Here is a 15,940-nt window from a genome sequence, read left to right as displayed (position 1 = left end):
CGGGATACCGGGTCAGATGTTGTCGTAGCCCAGGGAACGCAAGGCGCGCTCGTCATCGGACCAGCCGCTTTTCACCTTGACCCAGAGGTTGAGCATGACCTTGGTATCGAACATCGACTCCATGTCCTTGCGCGCCTCCTGGCCGATGCGCTTGATGCGCTCGCCCTTCTCGCCAATGATGATTTTCTTCTGCCCGTCACGCTCGACCAAGACCAGCGCATGGATGTGCATGATCCGTCCTTCGCGCTTGAACTCTTCGATTTCCACGGTGATCTGGTACGGCAGCTCGGCGCCCAGTTGACGCATGATCTTCTCGCGCACCAGTTCGGCGGCGAAGAAACGCCCGGAGCGGTCGGTGATCTGGTCTTCCGGGAAAAAGTGCACGCCTTCGGGCAGGCGATCGCCCACCAGCTTTTCCAGGGCCTCCAGGTTATGCCCCTGCTGAGCGGATACCGGCACGATCTCGGCGTTCGGCAACTGCTCGGCCAGCCACTTCAGGTGCGGCATCAGATCGGCCTTGTCGTCCAGGCGGTCGGTCTTGTTGACCGCCAGGATCACCGGCCCCTCCACGTACTGGACACGCTCGAGCACCATCTGGTCTTCGTCGGTCCAGCGGGTACGGTCGACCACGAAGATCACCACGTCGACATCCTTGAGGGCCGACGAAGCATTCTTGTTCATGTAGCGGTTGAGCGCTTTCTCGTTGTTCTTGTGCAGGCCGGGCGTATCGACGTAGATGGCCTGTACCTCGCCCTCGGTCTTGATGCCGAGCATGTTGTGGCGGGTGGTTTGCGGTTTGCGCGAGGTGATCGCAAGCTTCTGGCCGAGGATATGATTGAGCAAGGTCGACTTGCCCACGTTGGGCCGGCCGACGATGGCGACGTAGCCACAGCGCGTTACAGGCGAATCAGTCATTGCCGTTCTCCACACCCAGAGCGATCAGCGCTGCCGTCGCCGCTACCTGTTCGGCAATGCGGCGGCTGGCGCCTTGGCCCAGGGTCTTGTCATTGAGTAGATTGACCTGACACTCGACCACGAATGTCCGGCAATGAGGCTCGCCCTGAATGTCGACCACCTCGTAACGCGGCAGCTCGCAAGCACGTGACTGCAAAAATTCCTGCAGGCGAGTCTTGGGGTCCTTGTTGGTGTCGATCAGGGTCAGGCCATCCAGCTCGTTGATCAGCCAGGCCAGCACGCGCTCGCGGGCGATGTCCATGCCGGCATCCAGGTAGATCGCGCCGATCAGCGCCTCCAGCGCATCGGCGAGTATGGAGTCGCGGCGGAAACCACCGCTTTTCAGCTCGCCCGAACCCAGGCGCAAGTACTCGCCCAGGTCGAACCCCCGGGCCAATATGGCCAGGGTCTCGCCTTTCACCAGGCGCGCACGCAATCTCGACAGTTGTCCTTCACGGGCCTGGGGGAAACGCTCGTAGAGCGCCTCACCGGCAACGAAATTGAGGATCGCATCTCCGAGAAACTCCAGACGCTCGTTGTTGCGACCGGCGAAGCTGCGGTGGGTCAACGCCAGGATCATCAGATCCTGATCCTTGAAGCTGTGCCCGAGCTGGCGCTCGAGGCGGGTCAACGAAACAGTCACGGCATTCGCACACGGAATTCTTTATCGAAATTAACCACCAGATCGAGGTTCTCGATCAGCGATTCGCGTTTTTCATACTTCAGGTGAGCGAGAAACTCGTTATCCACGATAGTCACCTTCAGCACGTCCTGCAGGTTCAGGTCACGGATACTGTTGACCGTCATGCCACGGCTGACGTGGGCATAGAAATCGCCTACGGTTCTGACCCCCTGCACCTTGTCGGTTTCCACCGAGGTGATGATCTTTTCCATCGACATGTAGTCGAGGTAATGCGGAACCACCTTGAACGCCGTACTGGCGAGAAACGCCGTCACGGCGAGCACAACCAGCCAACTCACAATCGACAGACCTTGCTGCGAGCGTGCGAACTTCATGTCTTTCCCCAATATCCAGATAGTTGCCGTCATGCGTATCGAGCACACGAGAAGACTATAGATAGCTAGCGGCGTCGTATTGAACGGCGCCGCAAATTTTCATCCGATCAGTGAATGAGGCCGACCCGGGAGAAGTTCGGCAGGCTCTTGAACTTCGGATCTGGCCAGCTCATCCAGATGGCGAACGCCTTGCCGACGATATTGCGGTCTGGAACCATGCCAAGAACGTCCTTGGGAATGTTCGGATCGTTCCAGTAGCGGCTGTCATTGGAGTTGTCGCGGTTGTCGCCCATCATGAAGTAATGGCCTGCCGGAATGGTCCACTCCTTGCCGGGCTCTGCGCGGTAGCGACTCATTTCCTTGCGGATGCGGTGTTCCACTTCCCCCAGATGCTCGCTGTACAGCGTGGCGCTGCCGAGGCTGCCCGGCTCTTCGCCAATCAGCTGTTCGGCGACGGGGGCGTCATTGACGAACAGACGCTTGTCGCTGCTGTAGCGCACGTGGTCGCCCGGTAACCCGACCACCCGTTTGATGTAGTTGACGTTGGGGTCGCTCGGGTAACGGAACACCATGACGTCGCCCCGCTGCGGGTCGCCCACCTCGATCACCTTGCTGTCCAGCACCGGCAGGCGAATGCCGTAGGCGAACTTGTTGACCAGGATGAAATCGCCGACCTCGAGGGTCGGAATCATCGAGCCGGACGGGATCTGAAACGGCTCGACCAGAAAGGAACGCAGCACCAGCACGATGGCCAGTACCGGAAAGAACGACTTGCCGTATTCGACCAGCAAGGGCTCCTTGTTGAGCTTCTCGACCACTGCCTCGTCGGCCTGCTCGACCTTGCCCTGGTAACTGGCGATCGCCGCACGACGCCGGGGCGCCAGGAACACCAGATCGAACAGGGCCAGGGCTCCGCACACGGCGACGGCGATGACCAGCAACAGCGGGAAATTGAATGACATAGGCCCTAACTATCCAACTTGAGTACAGCAAGGAAGGCTTCTTGTGGAATTTCCACGTTACCGACTTGCTTCATGCGTTTCTTGCCGGCCTTCTGTTTTTCCAACAGTTTTCGCTTACGGCTCACGTCACCGCCGTAGCACTTGGCCAGAACGTTCTTTCTCAGCGCCTTGACAGTGGTACGCGCCACAATCTGACCACCGATGGCGGCCTGAATGGCTACGTCGAACATCTGCCGAGGGATCAGCTCTTTCATCTTCTCGGTCAACTGGCGCCCTTTGTAGTGGGCGTTATCACGGTGCACGATCAGCGCCAGGGCATCGACCTTGTCACCGTTGATCAGTACATCCAGTTTGACCAGGTTGGCCGACTGGTAGCGGTCGAAATGGTAATCCAGCGAAGCATAGCCACGGCTGGTGGACTTCAGGCGGTCGAAGAAGTCGAGTACCACTTCGTTCATCGGCAGGTCGTAGCGAACCTGAACCTGGGTGCCGAGGAACTGCATGTCGCGCTGAACGCCACGCTTCTCGATGCACAGGGTGATGACGTTACCCAGGTGTTCCTGCGGCACCAGGATGGTCGCCGCGACGATCGGCTCACGGAAATCCTCGACCGAAGACACATCCGGCAGCTTGGAGGGGTTATCGACGTAAATCGTTTCACCGCTCTTGAGCACGACCTCGAAAATAACGCTCGGCGCCGTGGTGATCAGGTCCAGGTCGTACTCGCGTTCCAGGCGCTCCTGGATGATCTCCATGTGCAGCATGCCGAGGAAACCGCAGCGGAAACCGAAGCCCAGGGCATCGGAGCTTTCCGGCAGGTACTGCAGGGACGAATCGTTGAGGGTCAGTTTCTGCAAGGCATCGCGGAAGTCCTCGAAGTCGTCGGAACTGACCGGGAACAGACCGGCGTAGACCTGTGGCTGGATGCGCTTGAAGCCTGCCAGCATTTCGACGTCGGGCGTCGAGCTGAGCGTCAGGGTATCGCCGACCGGCGCACCGTGAATGTCCTTGATGCTGGCGATGATGAAGCCCACTTCACCGGCCTTGAGATCGGCAGTGGCGGTGTGCTTGGGATTGAACACCCCCACGCTGTCGACCAGATGCACCTTGCCCGTGGACTTGACCAGGATCTTGTCGCCCTTCTTCACCCGACCGTGACGCACACGCACCAGGGAGACAACGCCCAGGTAGTTGTCGAACCAGGAGTCGATGATCAGCGCCTGCAGCGGCGCCTCGATCTCGCCGGTCGGCGCCGGAATGGTGTGCACCAGGCGTTCGAGCACTTCGTCCACGCCCATGCCGCTCTTGGCGCTGCAGGCTACGGCGTCGGTGGCATCAATGCCGATGATCTTCTCGATTTCGTCCTTGACCCGATCCGGATCGGCTTGCGGCAGGTCCATCTTGTTGAGCACGGGCATGACTTCCAGGCCCTGCTCGATGGCGGTGTAGCAGTTGGCCACCGATTGCGCCTCCACGCCCTGCCCGGCATCGACCACCAGCAACGCACCCTCGCAGGCAGCCAGCGAGCGACTCACCTCATAGGTGAAGTCGACGTGGCCGGGCGTGTCGATGAAGTTCAGCTGATAGGTGACGCCGTCCTGCGCCTTGTAATACAGGGTGACACTGTGGGCCTTGATGGTGATGCCGCGTTCGCGTTCCAGATCCATGGAATCGAGAACCTGAGCCTCCATCTCGCGCGCGGTCAGACCGCCGCACATCTGGATGAACCGGTCAGCCAGTGTCGACTTGCCGTGGTCAATGTGGGCAATGATGGAAAAATTGCGGATATGACTCAGGTCACTCACAGGACAACACTCGAAAAAGGCCGCAGGCGACTGCCCGCCGAAAATAGCCGCGAAGTTTAACCGAGTGCCTGCCTCCACGTCACGTCGGGACGTCCGCATGGGGGCGCTATTTCAACTCGTGAGCACTCGCGAAAACAAAAAATCCATGCCGGCAGATACGGAAAAGGGGTGACTTTCATCACCCCTTTTCCACCAGCAAACAGAGCAGTTGCTCAGCCGGGCTTATTCAGCCAAACCTACTCGGCCAGCTTGAAGGTGATGAAGCTGGCTCGGCCCTGGCGCAGCACGCGCATGGAAACAGAACGATTCTTCGGCAGCGACTGGGCGACTTCGGTGAAGTTCTTCGCCGAACCGATAGCCTGGTTGTTCAGGTGCGTGATCACGTCGCCAGGACGCAGACCGATCAACGCGGCCGGGCCGTCTTGCACTTCACGAATGACCACACCCCCCTTCAGATCCAGGGCTTTTTTCTGCTCATCAGTCAACTCGGCGACACTCACGCCAAGGCGGTTGCTGCTGCGCTCCACACCAGGCGTAGCGCTTTCGGTCGCTTCGTCGCCATCATCGGCTGGCATGGTACCCACGGCCATTTTCAGCGTCTTGCGGGCGCCTTCGCGAACGATTTCCAGATTGGCCTTGGTGCCCGGCTTCAAGGCACCAACCAGGTGGGGGAGATCGGCGGACATGATGATCGGTTTGCCATCGAGACTGAGGATCACATCACCCACCTGCAATCCGCCCTTGGCCGCCGGACCGTCTTCGAGCACTTGGGCGACCAGCGCACCGGCCGGTTTCTCCAGACCGAAAGACTCGGCGAGATCCTTGTTCACTTCCTGGATGACCACCCCCAGCCAGCCGCGACTGACCTTGCCACTGGCCTTCAGCTGGTCGGCCACATCCATCGCCACACTCATCGGAATGGCGAAGGACAGCCCCATGAAGCCACCTGAGCGGGTAAATATCTGCGAGTTGATACCCACCACTTCGCCATCCAGATTGAACAGCGGGCCACCCGAATTGCCGGGATTGATCGCCACGTCGGTCTGAATGAACGGCACATAGCTCTCGTTCGGCAGGCTGCGACCCTTGGCACTGACGATACCGGCGGTCACCGAATGATCGAAGCCGAAGGGAGAACCGATGGCCAGCACCCACTCACCGACCTTGAGACTGTCGGAGTTACCAAGCTTGACCGTAGGCAGATCGCTGGCCTCCACCTTGAGCAGAGCGACGTCGCTGCGCGGGTCGGTACCTATCAGCTTGGCTTCCAGCTCACTGCGGTCGGACAGACGCACGATGATTTCATCGGCATCGGCGACCACATGATTGTTGGTCAGGATGTAGCCATCCTTGGAAATGATGAAGCCCGAGCCCAGTGACTGCGCCTCACGCTGGCGACCGCCGCCGCCTGGCGCACGCGGCTGCTGGGGGATGCTGCGCTCGAAGAACTCGCGAAACATCGGCGGCAGGCCTTCCAGATCCGGAACGGACAAGCCACCATTGCCGGCAACGGCATTCGGCACTTTCTGCCGGGTACTGATATTGACCACTGCAGGCGAAGCGGCTTCGACGAGTGGCGTGAAGTCCGGCAACTGCGCATGCGCAGCAACGGACTGGCCCATCATGAACGCCGCGAACAACGCGGCAGCATAGTTTTTCAGGCTAGGCATCGACATTACAGATTCTTCCCCATCCAGAACAAACGAGCCCCTGCGGGGCCATCGGTAAAACAGAACATGACGATACGGCGGCACCATCGACCTTGATCGTTATCGTCGACCCTTATGGCGTTGCATGCACATCGCTGGCGCGCATCGACATGGCGACGCGCTCCGCCGTTCCAAGCGGAATTTCTCCCACGACCGTAACCATGACATCTCCATCATCTGTTGTCAGGCGTCGCGAAACGGCCACGGTTGGGCCCAGTTGGCTACGTGCATCAGCGACTGTGGCGTCATGCAAAGGTTCGAGGAACACGGAAAAACGCGCCAGCCCGTCATCGTAGATCAGGCAGTCGACATTATCTGTGGAGGCGGGGCTTCGACGCTGGGTGACAGCACTGAGGCTGAAACCAGGCGGTACCCAGTCGGAGCGCCAGAGTTCTGGCCGCTTCTTGTCGGCTTTGACGAGGCGTACAGGTGCGCAATCAGCTGACGGCTGTAGCACTTTGGCGGGTTGCGCTTGCGCGGTATCGAGCTGGGTGAACTGGAAGCGCTCGAGCAACACACCCTTATCGCTGACCAGCAACGACTTCAGGGACAGACCCGTTTCACGATCCAGATACAGCTCCACGCCATATCGGTACTGATCACGCGGCAATAATCCGAGAACCACCGCAGGACGCCCCGCAACACGTGATTCACCAGTCACTCGCATTTCGTACCACTCACCCAGCTGTTCGGTGTTCAGGTCATGGCTCGGCCAGGCCTGATCATCGACCAACTCTGCGGATGAAGAGCCGCTGGCGCACTGCGTCTGGCCATTAACCCGAAGCACTTCCTCAGGGGCACCATCGAGTTGCAATAGCCGCTCGCGCACGCCTCCACCCGGCTCGACCTGACGCCAGATGCTATGGGTTGAGAGAGTGCCGTTGCGTTCGTAAACGAAGGTGCCCTGAAAGCTTTGGCTGCTTTCGGCCTTGTTAAGCCTTTGCAACCAGCTCTGAGCATCGGCAGCCATGGCGGGAGGGATTGCCAAGAAGCTGCCGAGCACCAGAGAAGTAGCGAAAACGAAGCGCATATGCGTGCTTCTTAACGCTCTTCTACACTCGCGGATCGAGCGAACGGCAGTGCGTTCTCGTTGCTGCCGGGAGCGGACTGCTGGGCGTGCTGACGCAAGTATTCAGGCAGACGCTGCTCGTGCCAACCCTCACCTTCTGCAGACACGGTCTCTACGCTCGGCTGTTCGTCCGAGGTCTTGAAACCAGCCAGAATGGCTGGCCCCTGAGCCTGCGGAAGAGCAATGGAAGGCTGAGCTTGCTGTTGCGCCAACTGGGCTCCAGCAACGTCATCCTGATTGTAGAAACGTACGCCAGCCAGCACGGCAACGGTTACGGTAGCTGCAACGGCTACGCGTCCGAGGCTGCGCCATGGGCCACGCACCACTTTTTGCTGTTCCTGCGCCACTGGCGTGGCATCGTTTTCCAGGGCAGCGGAAACGGCTGCGGCGATGTCCAGCCGCGGCACAAGCAGATCCTTGTGCATGACGGCACGAGCGACCTGGTAACGTGACCAGGTGGCGCGCAACTCGGCATCGTTGCTCGCACCGAGCACACGCCGAAGTTCAAGTTCATCCGCTTCGTTATCCATCACCGCGGACAGCGATTCCTGCAGGGCTTCACGACTCATAGCGGTTCCTCTCTTGGCTGTCGCCGCTGTCTCAGGCTTCCTGCAACAGCGGTTGCAGGGACTTGTCGATGGCTTCACGCGCCCGAAAGATTCGCGAACGCACGGTGCCAACTGGACATTGCATGACGCTCGCAATGTCTTCGTAACTCAGACCATCAAATTCACGTAACGTTAGCGCCGTTCGTAAATCTTCTGGCAGTTGCTGGATGCTCCGATGCACGGTCGCTTCGATTTCATCCCTCAACAACGCACGCTCGGGAGATTCGATGTCCTTGAGGGCATGATCGCCGTCGTAGAACTCCGCATCTTCTGCGCTTACATCGTTATCCGGTGGCCGCCGACCGCGAGACACCAGATGATTTTTCGCCGTGTTGATGGCGATGCGGTACAGCCATGTATAGAACGCACTGTCTCCGCGAAAGTTTCCCAGCGCCCGGTAAGCTTTTACAAAAGCTTCCTGCGCCACATCCTGAGCTTCATGGGTGTCGTGCACAAACCGCACGATCAACCCGAGAATCTTGTGCTGGTACTTCAGCACCAACAGATCAAAAGCCCGCTTGTCACCACGCTGAACGCGCTCGACCAGCTGCTGATCCTCTTCCTGGGTTAGCATGAATACTCCTCGTTGAGCTCGTAGGAGATCAGCGTCTGCCAGAGGATCGATCTGCAAAAATAGACTCGAGCCATGCGCAAAAGTTCTCCCCCTCCGAACAAGCTTCCCGCAAAACATTTTTGGTTTTGCACGAAACAACGCAGCAGGCGTATATCCCTACTGCGTAAATAGTCTTAGATCACCTGATCTGCCGAAACGAATCACGCCAAAGCGGCCTTCATCCGTCCGAACCACCAGACATAATCCCTCTCCGGGGCGACTCCGCTATAGAACCTTGACTACTAAAAAAGTTCATCAGGGCCATAGAGGAGCATATGAAGCTCCAGCCAGCATTTTACGTCAACAAGCTGAGCAGGCACATCGCCAGCCATCCAGAATACACCTTCTGCCCAAGGCAACCCAATGGGCCGGCTATTGTGCCGCTGCCCCCCTCTATATACTAGTGGGATGCCCTAAGCGGATGACGCGAATAATGAGCCAACATTTCCAGCACGATGTCCTGGTTATCGGCAGTGGTGCGGCTGGCCTTACCCTGGCGCTGACGCTTCCCGAACAGCTGAGCATCGCGGTGCTGAGCAAGGGCGAGCTGGCCAATGGGTCGACGTACTGGGCCCAAGGTGGCGTGGCAGCGGTACTGGATGACAGCGACACGGTCGACTCCCACGTGGACGACACCCTCAACGCAGGCGGCGGCCTGTGCCGTGAAGACGCCGTGCGCTTCACTGTGGAACACAGTCGCGAGGCCATCGAGTGGTTGATCGACCAGGGAGTGCCTTTCACGCGCGACGAAGAACATGATCGCGAAGATGGCGGCTTCGAGTTCCACCTGACCCGCGAGGGCGGCCACAGCCATCGGCGGATCATCCACGCCGCCGACGCGACCGGCGCAGCGATCTTCAATACCCTGCTCGAACGCACGCGCCAGCGCCCTAATGTCGAGCTGCTGGAACAGCGTGTCGCCGTGGATCTGATCACCGAGCGCAAACTCGGCCGTGAGGGGCAGCGCTGCCTGGGCGCCTATGTGCTGGATCGGCGCAGCGGTGAGGTCGACACCCATCATGCCCGCTTCGTGATTCTCGCCACGGGTGGTGCCGCCAAGGTCTACCTCTATACCAGCAACCCAGACGGCGCCTGCGGTGACGGCATTGCCATGGCCTGGCGCGCCGGTTGCCGGGTCGGCAATCTGGAGTTCAACCAGTTCCACCCGACCTGCCTGTATCATCCCCAGGCCAAGAGCTTTCTGGTCACCGAAGCCCTGCGTGGCGAGGGCGCCCTGCTGCGCCTGCCCAACGGCGAGCGCTTCATGCCACGCTTCGACCCACGCGAGGAACTGGCACCGCGGGATATCGTCGCCCGCGCCATCGACCACGAGATGAAGCGTCTGGGCATCGACTGCGTCTACCTGGACATCAGCCACAAACCCGCGGAGTTCGTCAAAAGCCACTTTCCGACGGTTCATCGGCGTTGCCTGGAATTCGGTATCGACATCACTCGACAGGCGATTCCCGTGGTACCCGCAGCGCACTACACATGCGGCGGTGTGCTCGTCGATCAGGCCGGGCGCAGCGACGTACCCGGCCTCTATGCTATCGGCGAAACCAGCTTCACCGGCCTGCACGGCGCCAATCGCATGGCCAGCAACTCGCTGCTCGAGTGCTTCGTCTACGCGCGTTCGGCGGCCGCCGACATCGTTGCCAATCTGGACCGGGTGCAGATGCCTACCGAACTGCCGTCCTGGGATGCCAGCCAGGTCACCGACTCGGATGAGGACGTGATCATCGCCCACAACTGGGACGAGTTGCGACGTTTCATGTGGGACTACGTGGGTATCGTGCGGACCACCAAACGCCTGCAGCGGGCACACCATCGTGTGCGCCTGCTACTTGACGAGATCGACGAGTTCTACAGCAACTACAAGGTCAGTCGGGATCTGATCGAACTGCGCAATCTCGCCCAGGTGGCCGAACTGATGATCCTTTCTGCCATGGAGCGCAAGGAGTCACGGGGGCTGCATTACACACTGGACTATCCAGACCTGCTGTCCCACGCTAAGGACACTATTCTGCGACCCGCCAACGCTGACGGCTGAACTTCAGATGGACCCGCAGACGCCGATAGGCGTCGTGGGACATGCTATCGGCTGGCAGGCAAAAACTGTGCACGCGCTGCTGGCCTGGCAGGCGGAATCGCACGACGACCAGCCACGGCAGCGCGATGCTGTCCGGCATCAGGGTGACAGGCTGCCAGTCATCTGCATCGCGGCGAACCTGCCAGCCCTCGTCATCATGGCGCAGTCCGCGAAAGATACCGGGACGGTTCTGCAGTACGTGCAGCGGCAGCACCCAGGCCGCATGGGCTGCGAGCAGCACCGCCGCCAAGACGCCTGCCCAGAGCGGGATATCGACCAACAGCAGCGTCAGCACGGCCAGAGCCTGGGCACACAGGTAGACCTCCAGCAGCCGCCGCGACGGCTGCCACTGACACTCGAAGCGCTTACTGGGGCTGGACACGGTCCAGAATCATACGAACGATGTGGCGCAAATCCGCATCCTCGGGTTCGCCGCGCTGCATGAACCAGCCGAACATGTCCTGATCCTCGCACTCGAGCAGCTTGCGGTAACGAGCGCGATCCTCTTCGCTCAGGGTCGCGTAGACCTCGCGCACAAAGGGCACCAGCAACACGTCCAGCTCCAGCATCCCGCGCCGGCTGTGCCAGAAGAGGCGGTTGAGTTCGATGGCGTCGACCATTGGGCTGCTCCTGAAAAAAGGCCGGCAGTATAACAAGAGCTGCACGCCTGCGTGGCAGACCCCTACAGCAGTCAAGCGTAGCCGCTTGGCTCGCCAGCGCCCCGGGACCTGTCGTCGGCCAGCGTCTTTTCCCGTCGATGCCTGTAGCTTGAGGCTCGCCGCTGCTTTTATCATGGCAGCCTCATTCTCTGCCTGCGACTCTCTCGACCATGGCCGATAGCGCTTTCTTCTGCCCACTCACCCACGAGGGCATCCTCGCCGTGCGCGGCCCGGATGCCGGGAAATTCCTGCAGGGCCAGATCACCTGCAACATCAATTACCTGGGCAGCAGCGGTTCGAGCCTGGGCGCGCGCTGCACGCCGAAGGGCCGTATGCTTTCCAGCTTCCGCATCGTCAGCGTGGCCGAAGGCTTCCTGCTGGCCATGGATCGCGAGCTGCTCGAGGCGCAGCTCGCTGATCTGCAGAAATACGTGGTGTTTTCCAAGGCCAAGCTCGGCGACGAGAGCGAGGCCTGGGTTCGTTTTGGCCTCAGCGGAGGCGAAGACGCGCTGCAGGCGCTCGGCCTCGAGCTCAACGCCCAAGTTGATAGCGTCGCCACTACCGAAAGCCTGATGGCCATCCGCCTGAGCGATGGGCGCGCCGAACTGTGGGCGCCGATCGCGCAGGCCGAAAGCCTTCGCCTGCAGCTGAGCGAACGACTGCCCCAGGCTACGCTCAACGACTGGCTGCTGGCGCAGGTTCGTGCCGGTATCGGCCAGGTCACCGGCGCGACCCGCGAGCTGTTCATCCCACAGATGATCAACCTGCAGGCAGTCGGCGGCGTCAGTTTCAAGAAAGGCTGTTACACCGGCCAGGAAATCGTCGCCCGCATGCAATACCTCGGCAAACTCAAACGGCGCCTCTATCGCCTGAGCCTGAGCGCCGAACAGGCACCCCAACCTGGCACCGAGTTGTTCTCTCCCGTACACCGCAGCGCGGTTGGCGAGGTGGTACTGGCCGCGCCCAGCGCCAACGGCGTGGAGCTGCTGGCGGTGCTGCAGGAGGATGCGGCGAAGGATGGCAATATCCACCTGGGCACGCCGGAAGGTCTGCCGCTCGCCCTGCTGGACCTGCCGTACACGCTGGACAGCAACCGCGAGATCCAGCGCTGACGTACACTGCGCTCAGTCCGCCAACACTCTGCCGATAACGAGAATTCGATGAGCAAACTCGCCGAGAAAGTCCAACTGGATCTGACCAGGGCCATCGACAACGATGAGCTGGTTCTACCGACCCTGCCCGAGGTGGCCTTGAAAGTTCGCGAGGCAGCGGAGGATCCGAACGTCGGCATCCCGGAGTTGAGCAAGGTCATCGGCAATGACGCGGCGCTCACCGCCCGCATCATCAAGGTGGTGAACAGCCCGTTGCTGCGCACCAACCGGGAAATCACCGACCTGCAGATGGCGATCGGTCGCCTCGGCATCAACTACACCTGCAACCTGGCCACCGGCCTGGCAATGGAGCAGATGTTCCAGGCCACCACCGACGTGGTGGACCGCAAGATGCGCGAAGTGTGGAACAAGAGCACCGAGATCGCCGGTATCTGTCACGTACTGAGCCGCCATTACACACGCCTGATGCCGGATCAGGCGACCCTGGCCGGGCTGGTTCACCAGATTGGCGTACTGCCGATTCTCACCTACGCGGAAGAACACAGCGAACTGCTGGCTGACTCTATCAGCCTCAACCATGTCATCGAACAGATCCACCCGATCATCGGTGACAAGATCCTGCGCACCTGGGAGTTCCCGGAAATGATCGCCTGTGTGCCCGGCCAGTACCTGAACTTCAGCCGCAACGGCGCCAAGGTCGATTACGTCGACCTCGTCCAAGTAGCCACCCTGCAGAGCCACATCGGTACACCACACCCTTACGCGCAACTCGACTGGGGCCAGATTCCAGCCTTCGCCAAGCTCGGTCTCAAGCCGGACATCGATCTGCATGCCGACGAAGACCTGTCCGCCGCGATGGACGCCGCCATGGCCATGCTGCAGTGACAGCCACACCCGGGACCGGCGCGCATCGCTGAACCAGCCGGGCGCTAGCCCGGCTCGTGGAAGGCCACGCGAACCAGCAGGCCCTGGGGGTTGGCCTGATGCAGGCTGATCGCAGCGCGATGTGCACGACAGATCTCCCCGACGATGGCCAACCCCAGGCCCGCCCCCAGTCCCTGGGCCTGACGCCGGTAGAAACGCTCGAAGACCCGTTCCCGATCCTCCTCGGGAATACCTGGCCCGTCATCCTCGACCTCCAGCACTCCCGGTTCCAGTACCCGCAGTATCACGTTGCCGCCGGCCTCGGTGTAGGCCATGGCATTATCGAGCAGGTTGCAGAGCAGCTCGTTCAATAGCGTCGGCTCACCACGGATCCACACCGGTTGTTCGGCCTCCAGGGCCAGAGCGACTCCCCGCGAATGGGCCAACGGCGCCAATGCCATGCCCAGCTCTCGAGCCAGTTGGCTGAGATCCAGGCGCAGCGCACCACCTTCGGCAATGGCCCGCGCACCGCTTTCGATACGCGCCAATGACAGCAGTTGGTTGGCCAGGTGCGTCAAGCGATCGGCGTTCAATGCGGCATCTTCCAGGGTCGCGTACCAGACCTCCGGCTGCCGATCACGCAGGCCCAGCTCGACCCGGGCCTTGAGTGCTGCCAGTGGCGTGCGCAACTCGTGGGAGGCGTCGGCGATGAACTGAGACTGGCGTTCGAACAGCCCACGCAGGCGGTCGTTGAACTGATTCAATGCGTTGACCAGAGGACGCAGCTCACGGGGCATGTCGCCATCGGGCAAGGGTCGCAGATCGTCGCTGCTGCGCGCCGCCACCGTACGCCGCAAGCTTTCCAGCGGACGCAGGCCAGCGCTCACAGCCAGCCACACCAGCAGCAGCGCACTCATGGACAGCAGCCCCATGCGCCACAAGGTGCCCAACAGCAGGTCACGAGTCATGCGCTCGCGCGCGCCCTGGGTTTCCGCCACGCGAATCTCGGCCACGCCGCTGTAGCCTGGCTCGCTGACCGGCTGCAAAAAGCTCACCACTCGCACGCCCTGACCGCGGTAGGCACCGTCGTAGAACTTGGCCAGGGCCGGATAATCGTTGGTTCGCGGCGTATCCGGTGGTGCGGCTGGCAGATCCTCATAGCCGGATACCAGCTCACCCTTGGGGCCCAGCACCTGGTAGTAGATACGTCCGGCACTGTCATAGGCGAAGGTGTCGAGGGCGATGTAGGGGACATTGGCGCTCAACATCCCCTCCACGGCGTAGAGGCCATCGGAAATCGCTCGGGCAGAGGCCAGCAGGGTTCGGTCGTAGGCCGTGTCAGCAGCGTGCCGGGCACTCCAGTAGGCAGTGAGGCTGCTGACCAGCAGAATCACCGTGAACAGCAGGGCCAGTCGCCGGATCAGCCTTCCACGCAGGCTGCCCGGCCTATCCACCCGTGGCTTCCAGCAGGTAACCGAGGCCACGAAAGGTGACGATGCGTACCGAATCGCCCTCGAGTTTCTTGCGCAGGCGATGGATGTAGATCTCGATGGAGTCGGCGCTCGCGTCTTCGTCCAGGCCGAAGACCTGCGACGCCAACTGTTCCTTGCTCATGACCCGGCCCGGCCGGGCGATCATCGCTTCGAGCACCGCCTGTTCACGAGACGTCAGATTGAGGCTCTCGTCCAGCAGCGTGAACCGCCGGGTATCCAGGTCATAGACCAGATCACCGCAGCGCAGTTGCTGTTCGCCGCCGAGCATGCTGCGCCTCAGCAAGGCTTTGACACGCGCTTCCAGCTCGCTCAGTTCGAAGGGCTTGGCCAGGTAATCGTCGGCCCCCAGATTGAGGCCGTGAACCCGATCCTTGACCTCGCCGCGAGCAGTGAGCATGAGTACCGGCACGGTCTTGCCCCGCGCCCGCAGACGCGCCAGCACGTCGAAGCCGTCCATACGCGGCAGCCCCACGTCGAGGATCGCCAACGCGTATTCCTCGCTGCTCAGCGCCAGGTCAGCAGCCACGCCATCATGCAGAACATCCACGGTCCAACCGGCACTCTTGAGCGCCTGGGTAACGCTTGCCGCCAATTGCGGATGATCCTCGACCAGCAGAATACGCACTGCAACCTCCACACCGAACCATGACTGACCACCACGCGTGGCGAGAGTTTACCGGTCGCGCGGTAACTTGGCAGTTATGGCGTGCGACGGCGGTGCTTATAGGACAACTTTCGGTACTGAAAGGTTGGCGAAAGGTTGCACTCCTAGGATCACCGCAGGACGGCCAGATCCGCCCGTAGAACGATCCACACAGTGGTGTGCGCTCGTGACAACAATAACAATGGAGTACCACGCATGCGCGCTACCCCGTGCCAGGCTGCCCCCTCGCCGAGCCCGCTTGGCCCTGATCGGCCAACCGCCCTGCCCAGTCCGATGGCGCACGCCGCCCGTCTCGAACACAGCTTCGCCAGCCTCAATGGTA

16 protein-coding genes are annotated in these 15,940 nt (G+C 61.0%); 3 read left to right on the top strand and 13 right to left on the bottom strand.

Annotated elements, in window-relative coordinates:
- Positions 1-12 precede the first annotated feature (12 nt).
- The 9 genes from era to rpoE form a co-directional block, all read right to left on the bottom strand.
- Positions 13-915 (bottom strand): GTPase Era, encoded by a 903-nt coding sequence (era, locus tag BLR94_RS22425; protein ID WP_084308133.1) that lies wholly within the window; start codon positions 913-915, stop codon positions 13-15.
- Positions 908-1,597, bottom strand: coding sequence for a ribonuclease III (rnc, locus tag BLR94_RS22420; protein WP_084308132.1), 690 nt, complete (start codon positions 1,595-1,597; stop codon positions 908-910). The genes era and rnc overlap by 8 nt, the downstream gene beginning before the upstream one ends.
- Positions 1,594-1,971, bottom strand: a complete 378-nt coding sequence (locus tag BLR94_RS22415; protein WP_084308131.1) for a DUF4845 domain-containing protein — start codon at positions 1,969-1,971, stop codon at positions 1,594-1,596. The genes rnc and BLR94_RS22415 overlap by 4 nt, the downstream gene beginning before the upstream one ends.
- 107 nt (positions 1,972-2,078) lie before the next feature.
- Entirely contained in the window at positions 2,079-2,933 is an 855-nt protein-coding gene (lepB, locus tag BLR94_RS22410) for a signal peptidase I (RefSeq protein WP_084308130.1), read from the bottom strand.
- Positions 2,934-2,938: 5 nt separating this feature from the next.
- On the bottom strand, positions 2,939-4,738 hold the full coding sequence (gene lepA / locus BLR94_RS22405) for a translation elongation factor 4 (protein ID WP_084308129.1): 1,800 nt from the start codon (positions 4,736-4,738) through the stop codon (positions 2,939-2,941).
- Positions 4,739-4,974: 236 nt separating this feature from the next.
- Positions 4,975-6,414, bottom strand: a complete 1,440-nt coding sequence (locus BLR94_RS22400) for a DegQ family serine endoprotease (protein ID WP_420895752.1) — start codon at positions 6,412-6,414, stop codon at positions 4,975-4,977.
- Between the two features lie 106 nt (positions 6,415-6,520).
- Positions 6,521-7,477, bottom strand: a complete 957-nt coding sequence (locus BLR94_RS22395; protein WP_084308128.1) for a MucB/RseB C-terminal domain-containing protein — start codon at positions 7,475-7,477, stop codon at positions 6,521-6,523.
- A gap of 11 nt (positions 7,478-7,488) precedes the next feature.
- Positions 7,489-8,085 carry a sigma-E factor negative regulatory protein gene (locus BLR94_RS22390; protein ID WP_084308127.1) on the bottom strand — a complete coding sequence of 199 codons (597 nt, stop codon included), beginning with the start codon at positions 8,083-8,085 and terminating at the stop codon, positions 7,489-7,491.
- Between the two features lie 31 nt (positions 8,086-8,116).
- Positions 8,117-8,698, bottom strand: a complete 582-nt coding sequence (rpoE, locus tag BLR94_RS22385) for an RNA polymerase sigma factor RpoE/AlgU (RefSeq protein WP_013792331.1) — start codon at positions 8,696-8,698, stop codon at positions 8,117-8,119.
- Between the two features lie 472 nt (positions 8,699-9,170).
- Between rpoE and nadB the strand changes: the two genes are divergently transcribed.
- Positions 9,171-10,787 carry an L-aspartate oxidase gene (nadB, locus tag BLR94_RS22380; RefSeq protein ID WP_084308126.1) on the top strand — a complete coding sequence of 539 codons (1,617 nt, stop codon included), beginning with the start codon at positions 9,171-9,173 and terminating at the stop codon, positions 10,785-10,787.
- Here the strand turns inward: nadB and BLR94_RS22375 are convergent.
- Positions 10,756-11,208 (bottom strand): protein YgfX, encoded by a 453-nt coding sequence (locus BLR94_RS22375; RefSeq protein WP_084308125.1) that lies wholly within the window; start codon positions 11,206-11,208, stop codon positions 10,756-10,758. The genes nadB and BLR94_RS22375 overlap by 32 nt on opposite strands.
- Positions 11,192-11,446: an FAD assembly factor SdhE gene (locus BLR94_RS22370; RefSeq protein WP_084308124.1), complete on the bottom strand. Its 255-nt coding sequence runs from the start codon at positions 11,444-11,446 to the stop codon at positions 11,192-11,194. The genes BLR94_RS22375 and BLR94_RS22370 overlap by 17 nt, the downstream gene beginning before the upstream one ends.
- A gap of 209 nt (positions 11,447-11,655) precedes the next feature.
- Between BLR94_RS22370 and ygfZ the strand changes: the two genes are divergently transcribed.
- Together ygfZ and BLR94_RS22360 are read left to right on the top strand one after the other, a co-directional pair.
- The gene (gene ygfZ, locus BLR94_RS22365) at positions 11,656-12,597 is read left to right on the top strand and encodes a CAF17-like 4Fe-4S cluster assembly/insertion protein YgfZ (protein WP_084308123.1); all 942 of its coding nucleotides are present in this window, start codon (positions 11,656-11,658) and stop codon (positions 12,595-12,597) included.
- Positions 12,598-12,645: 48 nt separating this feature from the next.
- Entirely contained in the window at positions 12,646-13,482 is an 837-nt protein-coding gene (locus BLR94_RS22360; RefSeq protein ID WP_084308122.1) for an HDOD domain-containing protein, read from the top strand.
- 44 nt (positions 13,483-13,526) lie between these two features.
- Here BLR94_RS22360 and BLR94_RS22355 read toward each other — a convergent pair whose 3' ends face one another.
- Together BLR94_RS22355 and BLR94_RS22350 are read right to left on the bottom strand one after the other, a co-directional pair.
- Positions 13,527-14,915 carry a sensor histidine kinase N-terminal domain-containing protein gene (locus tag BLR94_RS22355; protein WP_084308121.1) on the bottom strand — a complete coding sequence of 463 codons (1,389 nt, stop codon included), beginning with the start codon at positions 14,913-14,915 and terminating at the stop codon, positions 13,527-13,529.
- Entirely contained in the window at positions 14,908-15,579 is a 672-nt protein-coding gene (locus BLR94_RS22350; protein WP_084308120.1) for a response regulator, read from the bottom strand. The genes BLR94_RS22355 and BLR94_RS22350 overlap by 8 nt, the downstream gene beginning before the upstream one ends.
- Positions 15,580-15,940 lie beyond the last annotated feature (361 nt).

The sequence above is a fragment of the Phytopseudomonas flavescens genome (genome assembly GCF_900100535.1).
In the GTDB taxonomy this organism is placed as follows: Bacteria; Pseudomonadota; Gammaproteobacteria; order Pseudomonadales; family Pseudomonadaceae; genus Aquipseudomonas; species Aquipseudomonas flavescens.
The sequence above is the reverse complement of the archived record's forward strand: the minus strand, read 5'-3'. Positions and strand labels throughout refer to the sequence as shown.

Bases quoted from the DNA above. Each gene is read 5' to 3' on its own strand.
- era (WP_084308133.1), bottom strand. From the start codon at position 915: ATGACTGATTCGCCTGTAACGCGCTGTGGCTACGTCGCCATCGTCGGC.
- BLR94_RS22415 (WP_084308131.1), bottom strand. From the start codon at position 1,971: ATGAAGTTCGCACGCTCGCAGCAAGGTCTGTCGATTGTGAGTTGGCTG.
- lepB (WP_084308130.1), bottom strand. From the start codon at position 2,933: ATGTCATTCAATTTCCCGCTGTTGCTGGTCATCGCCGTCGCCGTGTGC.
- BLR94_RS22400 (WP_420895752.1), bottom strand. From the start codon at position 6,414: ATGTCGATGCCTAGCCTGAAAAACTATGCTGCCGCGTTGTTCGCGGCG.
- BLR94_RS22395 (WP_084308128.1), bottom strand. From the start codon at position 7,477: ATGCGCTTCGTTTTCGCTACTTCTCTGGTGCTCGGCAGCTTCTTGGCA.
- BLR94_RS22390 (WP_084308127.1), bottom strand. From the start codon at position 8,085: ATGAGTCGTGAAGCCCTGCAGGAATCGCTGTCCGCGGTGATGGATAAC.
- rpoE (WP_013792331.1), bottom strand. From the start codon at position 8,698: ATGCTAACCCAGGAAGAGGATCAGCAGCTGGTCGAGCGCGTTCAGCGT.
- nadB (WP_084308126.1), top strand. From the start codon at position 9,171: ATGAGCCAACATTTCCAGCACGATGTCCTGGTTATCGGCAGTGGTGCG.
- BLR94_RS22370 (WP_084308124.1), bottom strand. From the start codon at position 11,446: ATGGTCGACGCCATCGAACTCAACCGCCTCTTCTGGCACAGCCGGCGC.
- ygfZ (WP_084308123.1), top strand. From the start codon at position 11,656: ATGGCCGATAGCGCTTTCTTCTGCCCACTCACCCACGAGGGCATCCTC.
- BLR94_RS22360 (WP_084308122.1), top strand. From the start codon at position 12,646: ATGAGCAAACTCGCCGAGAAAGTCCAACTGGATCTGACCAGGGCCATC.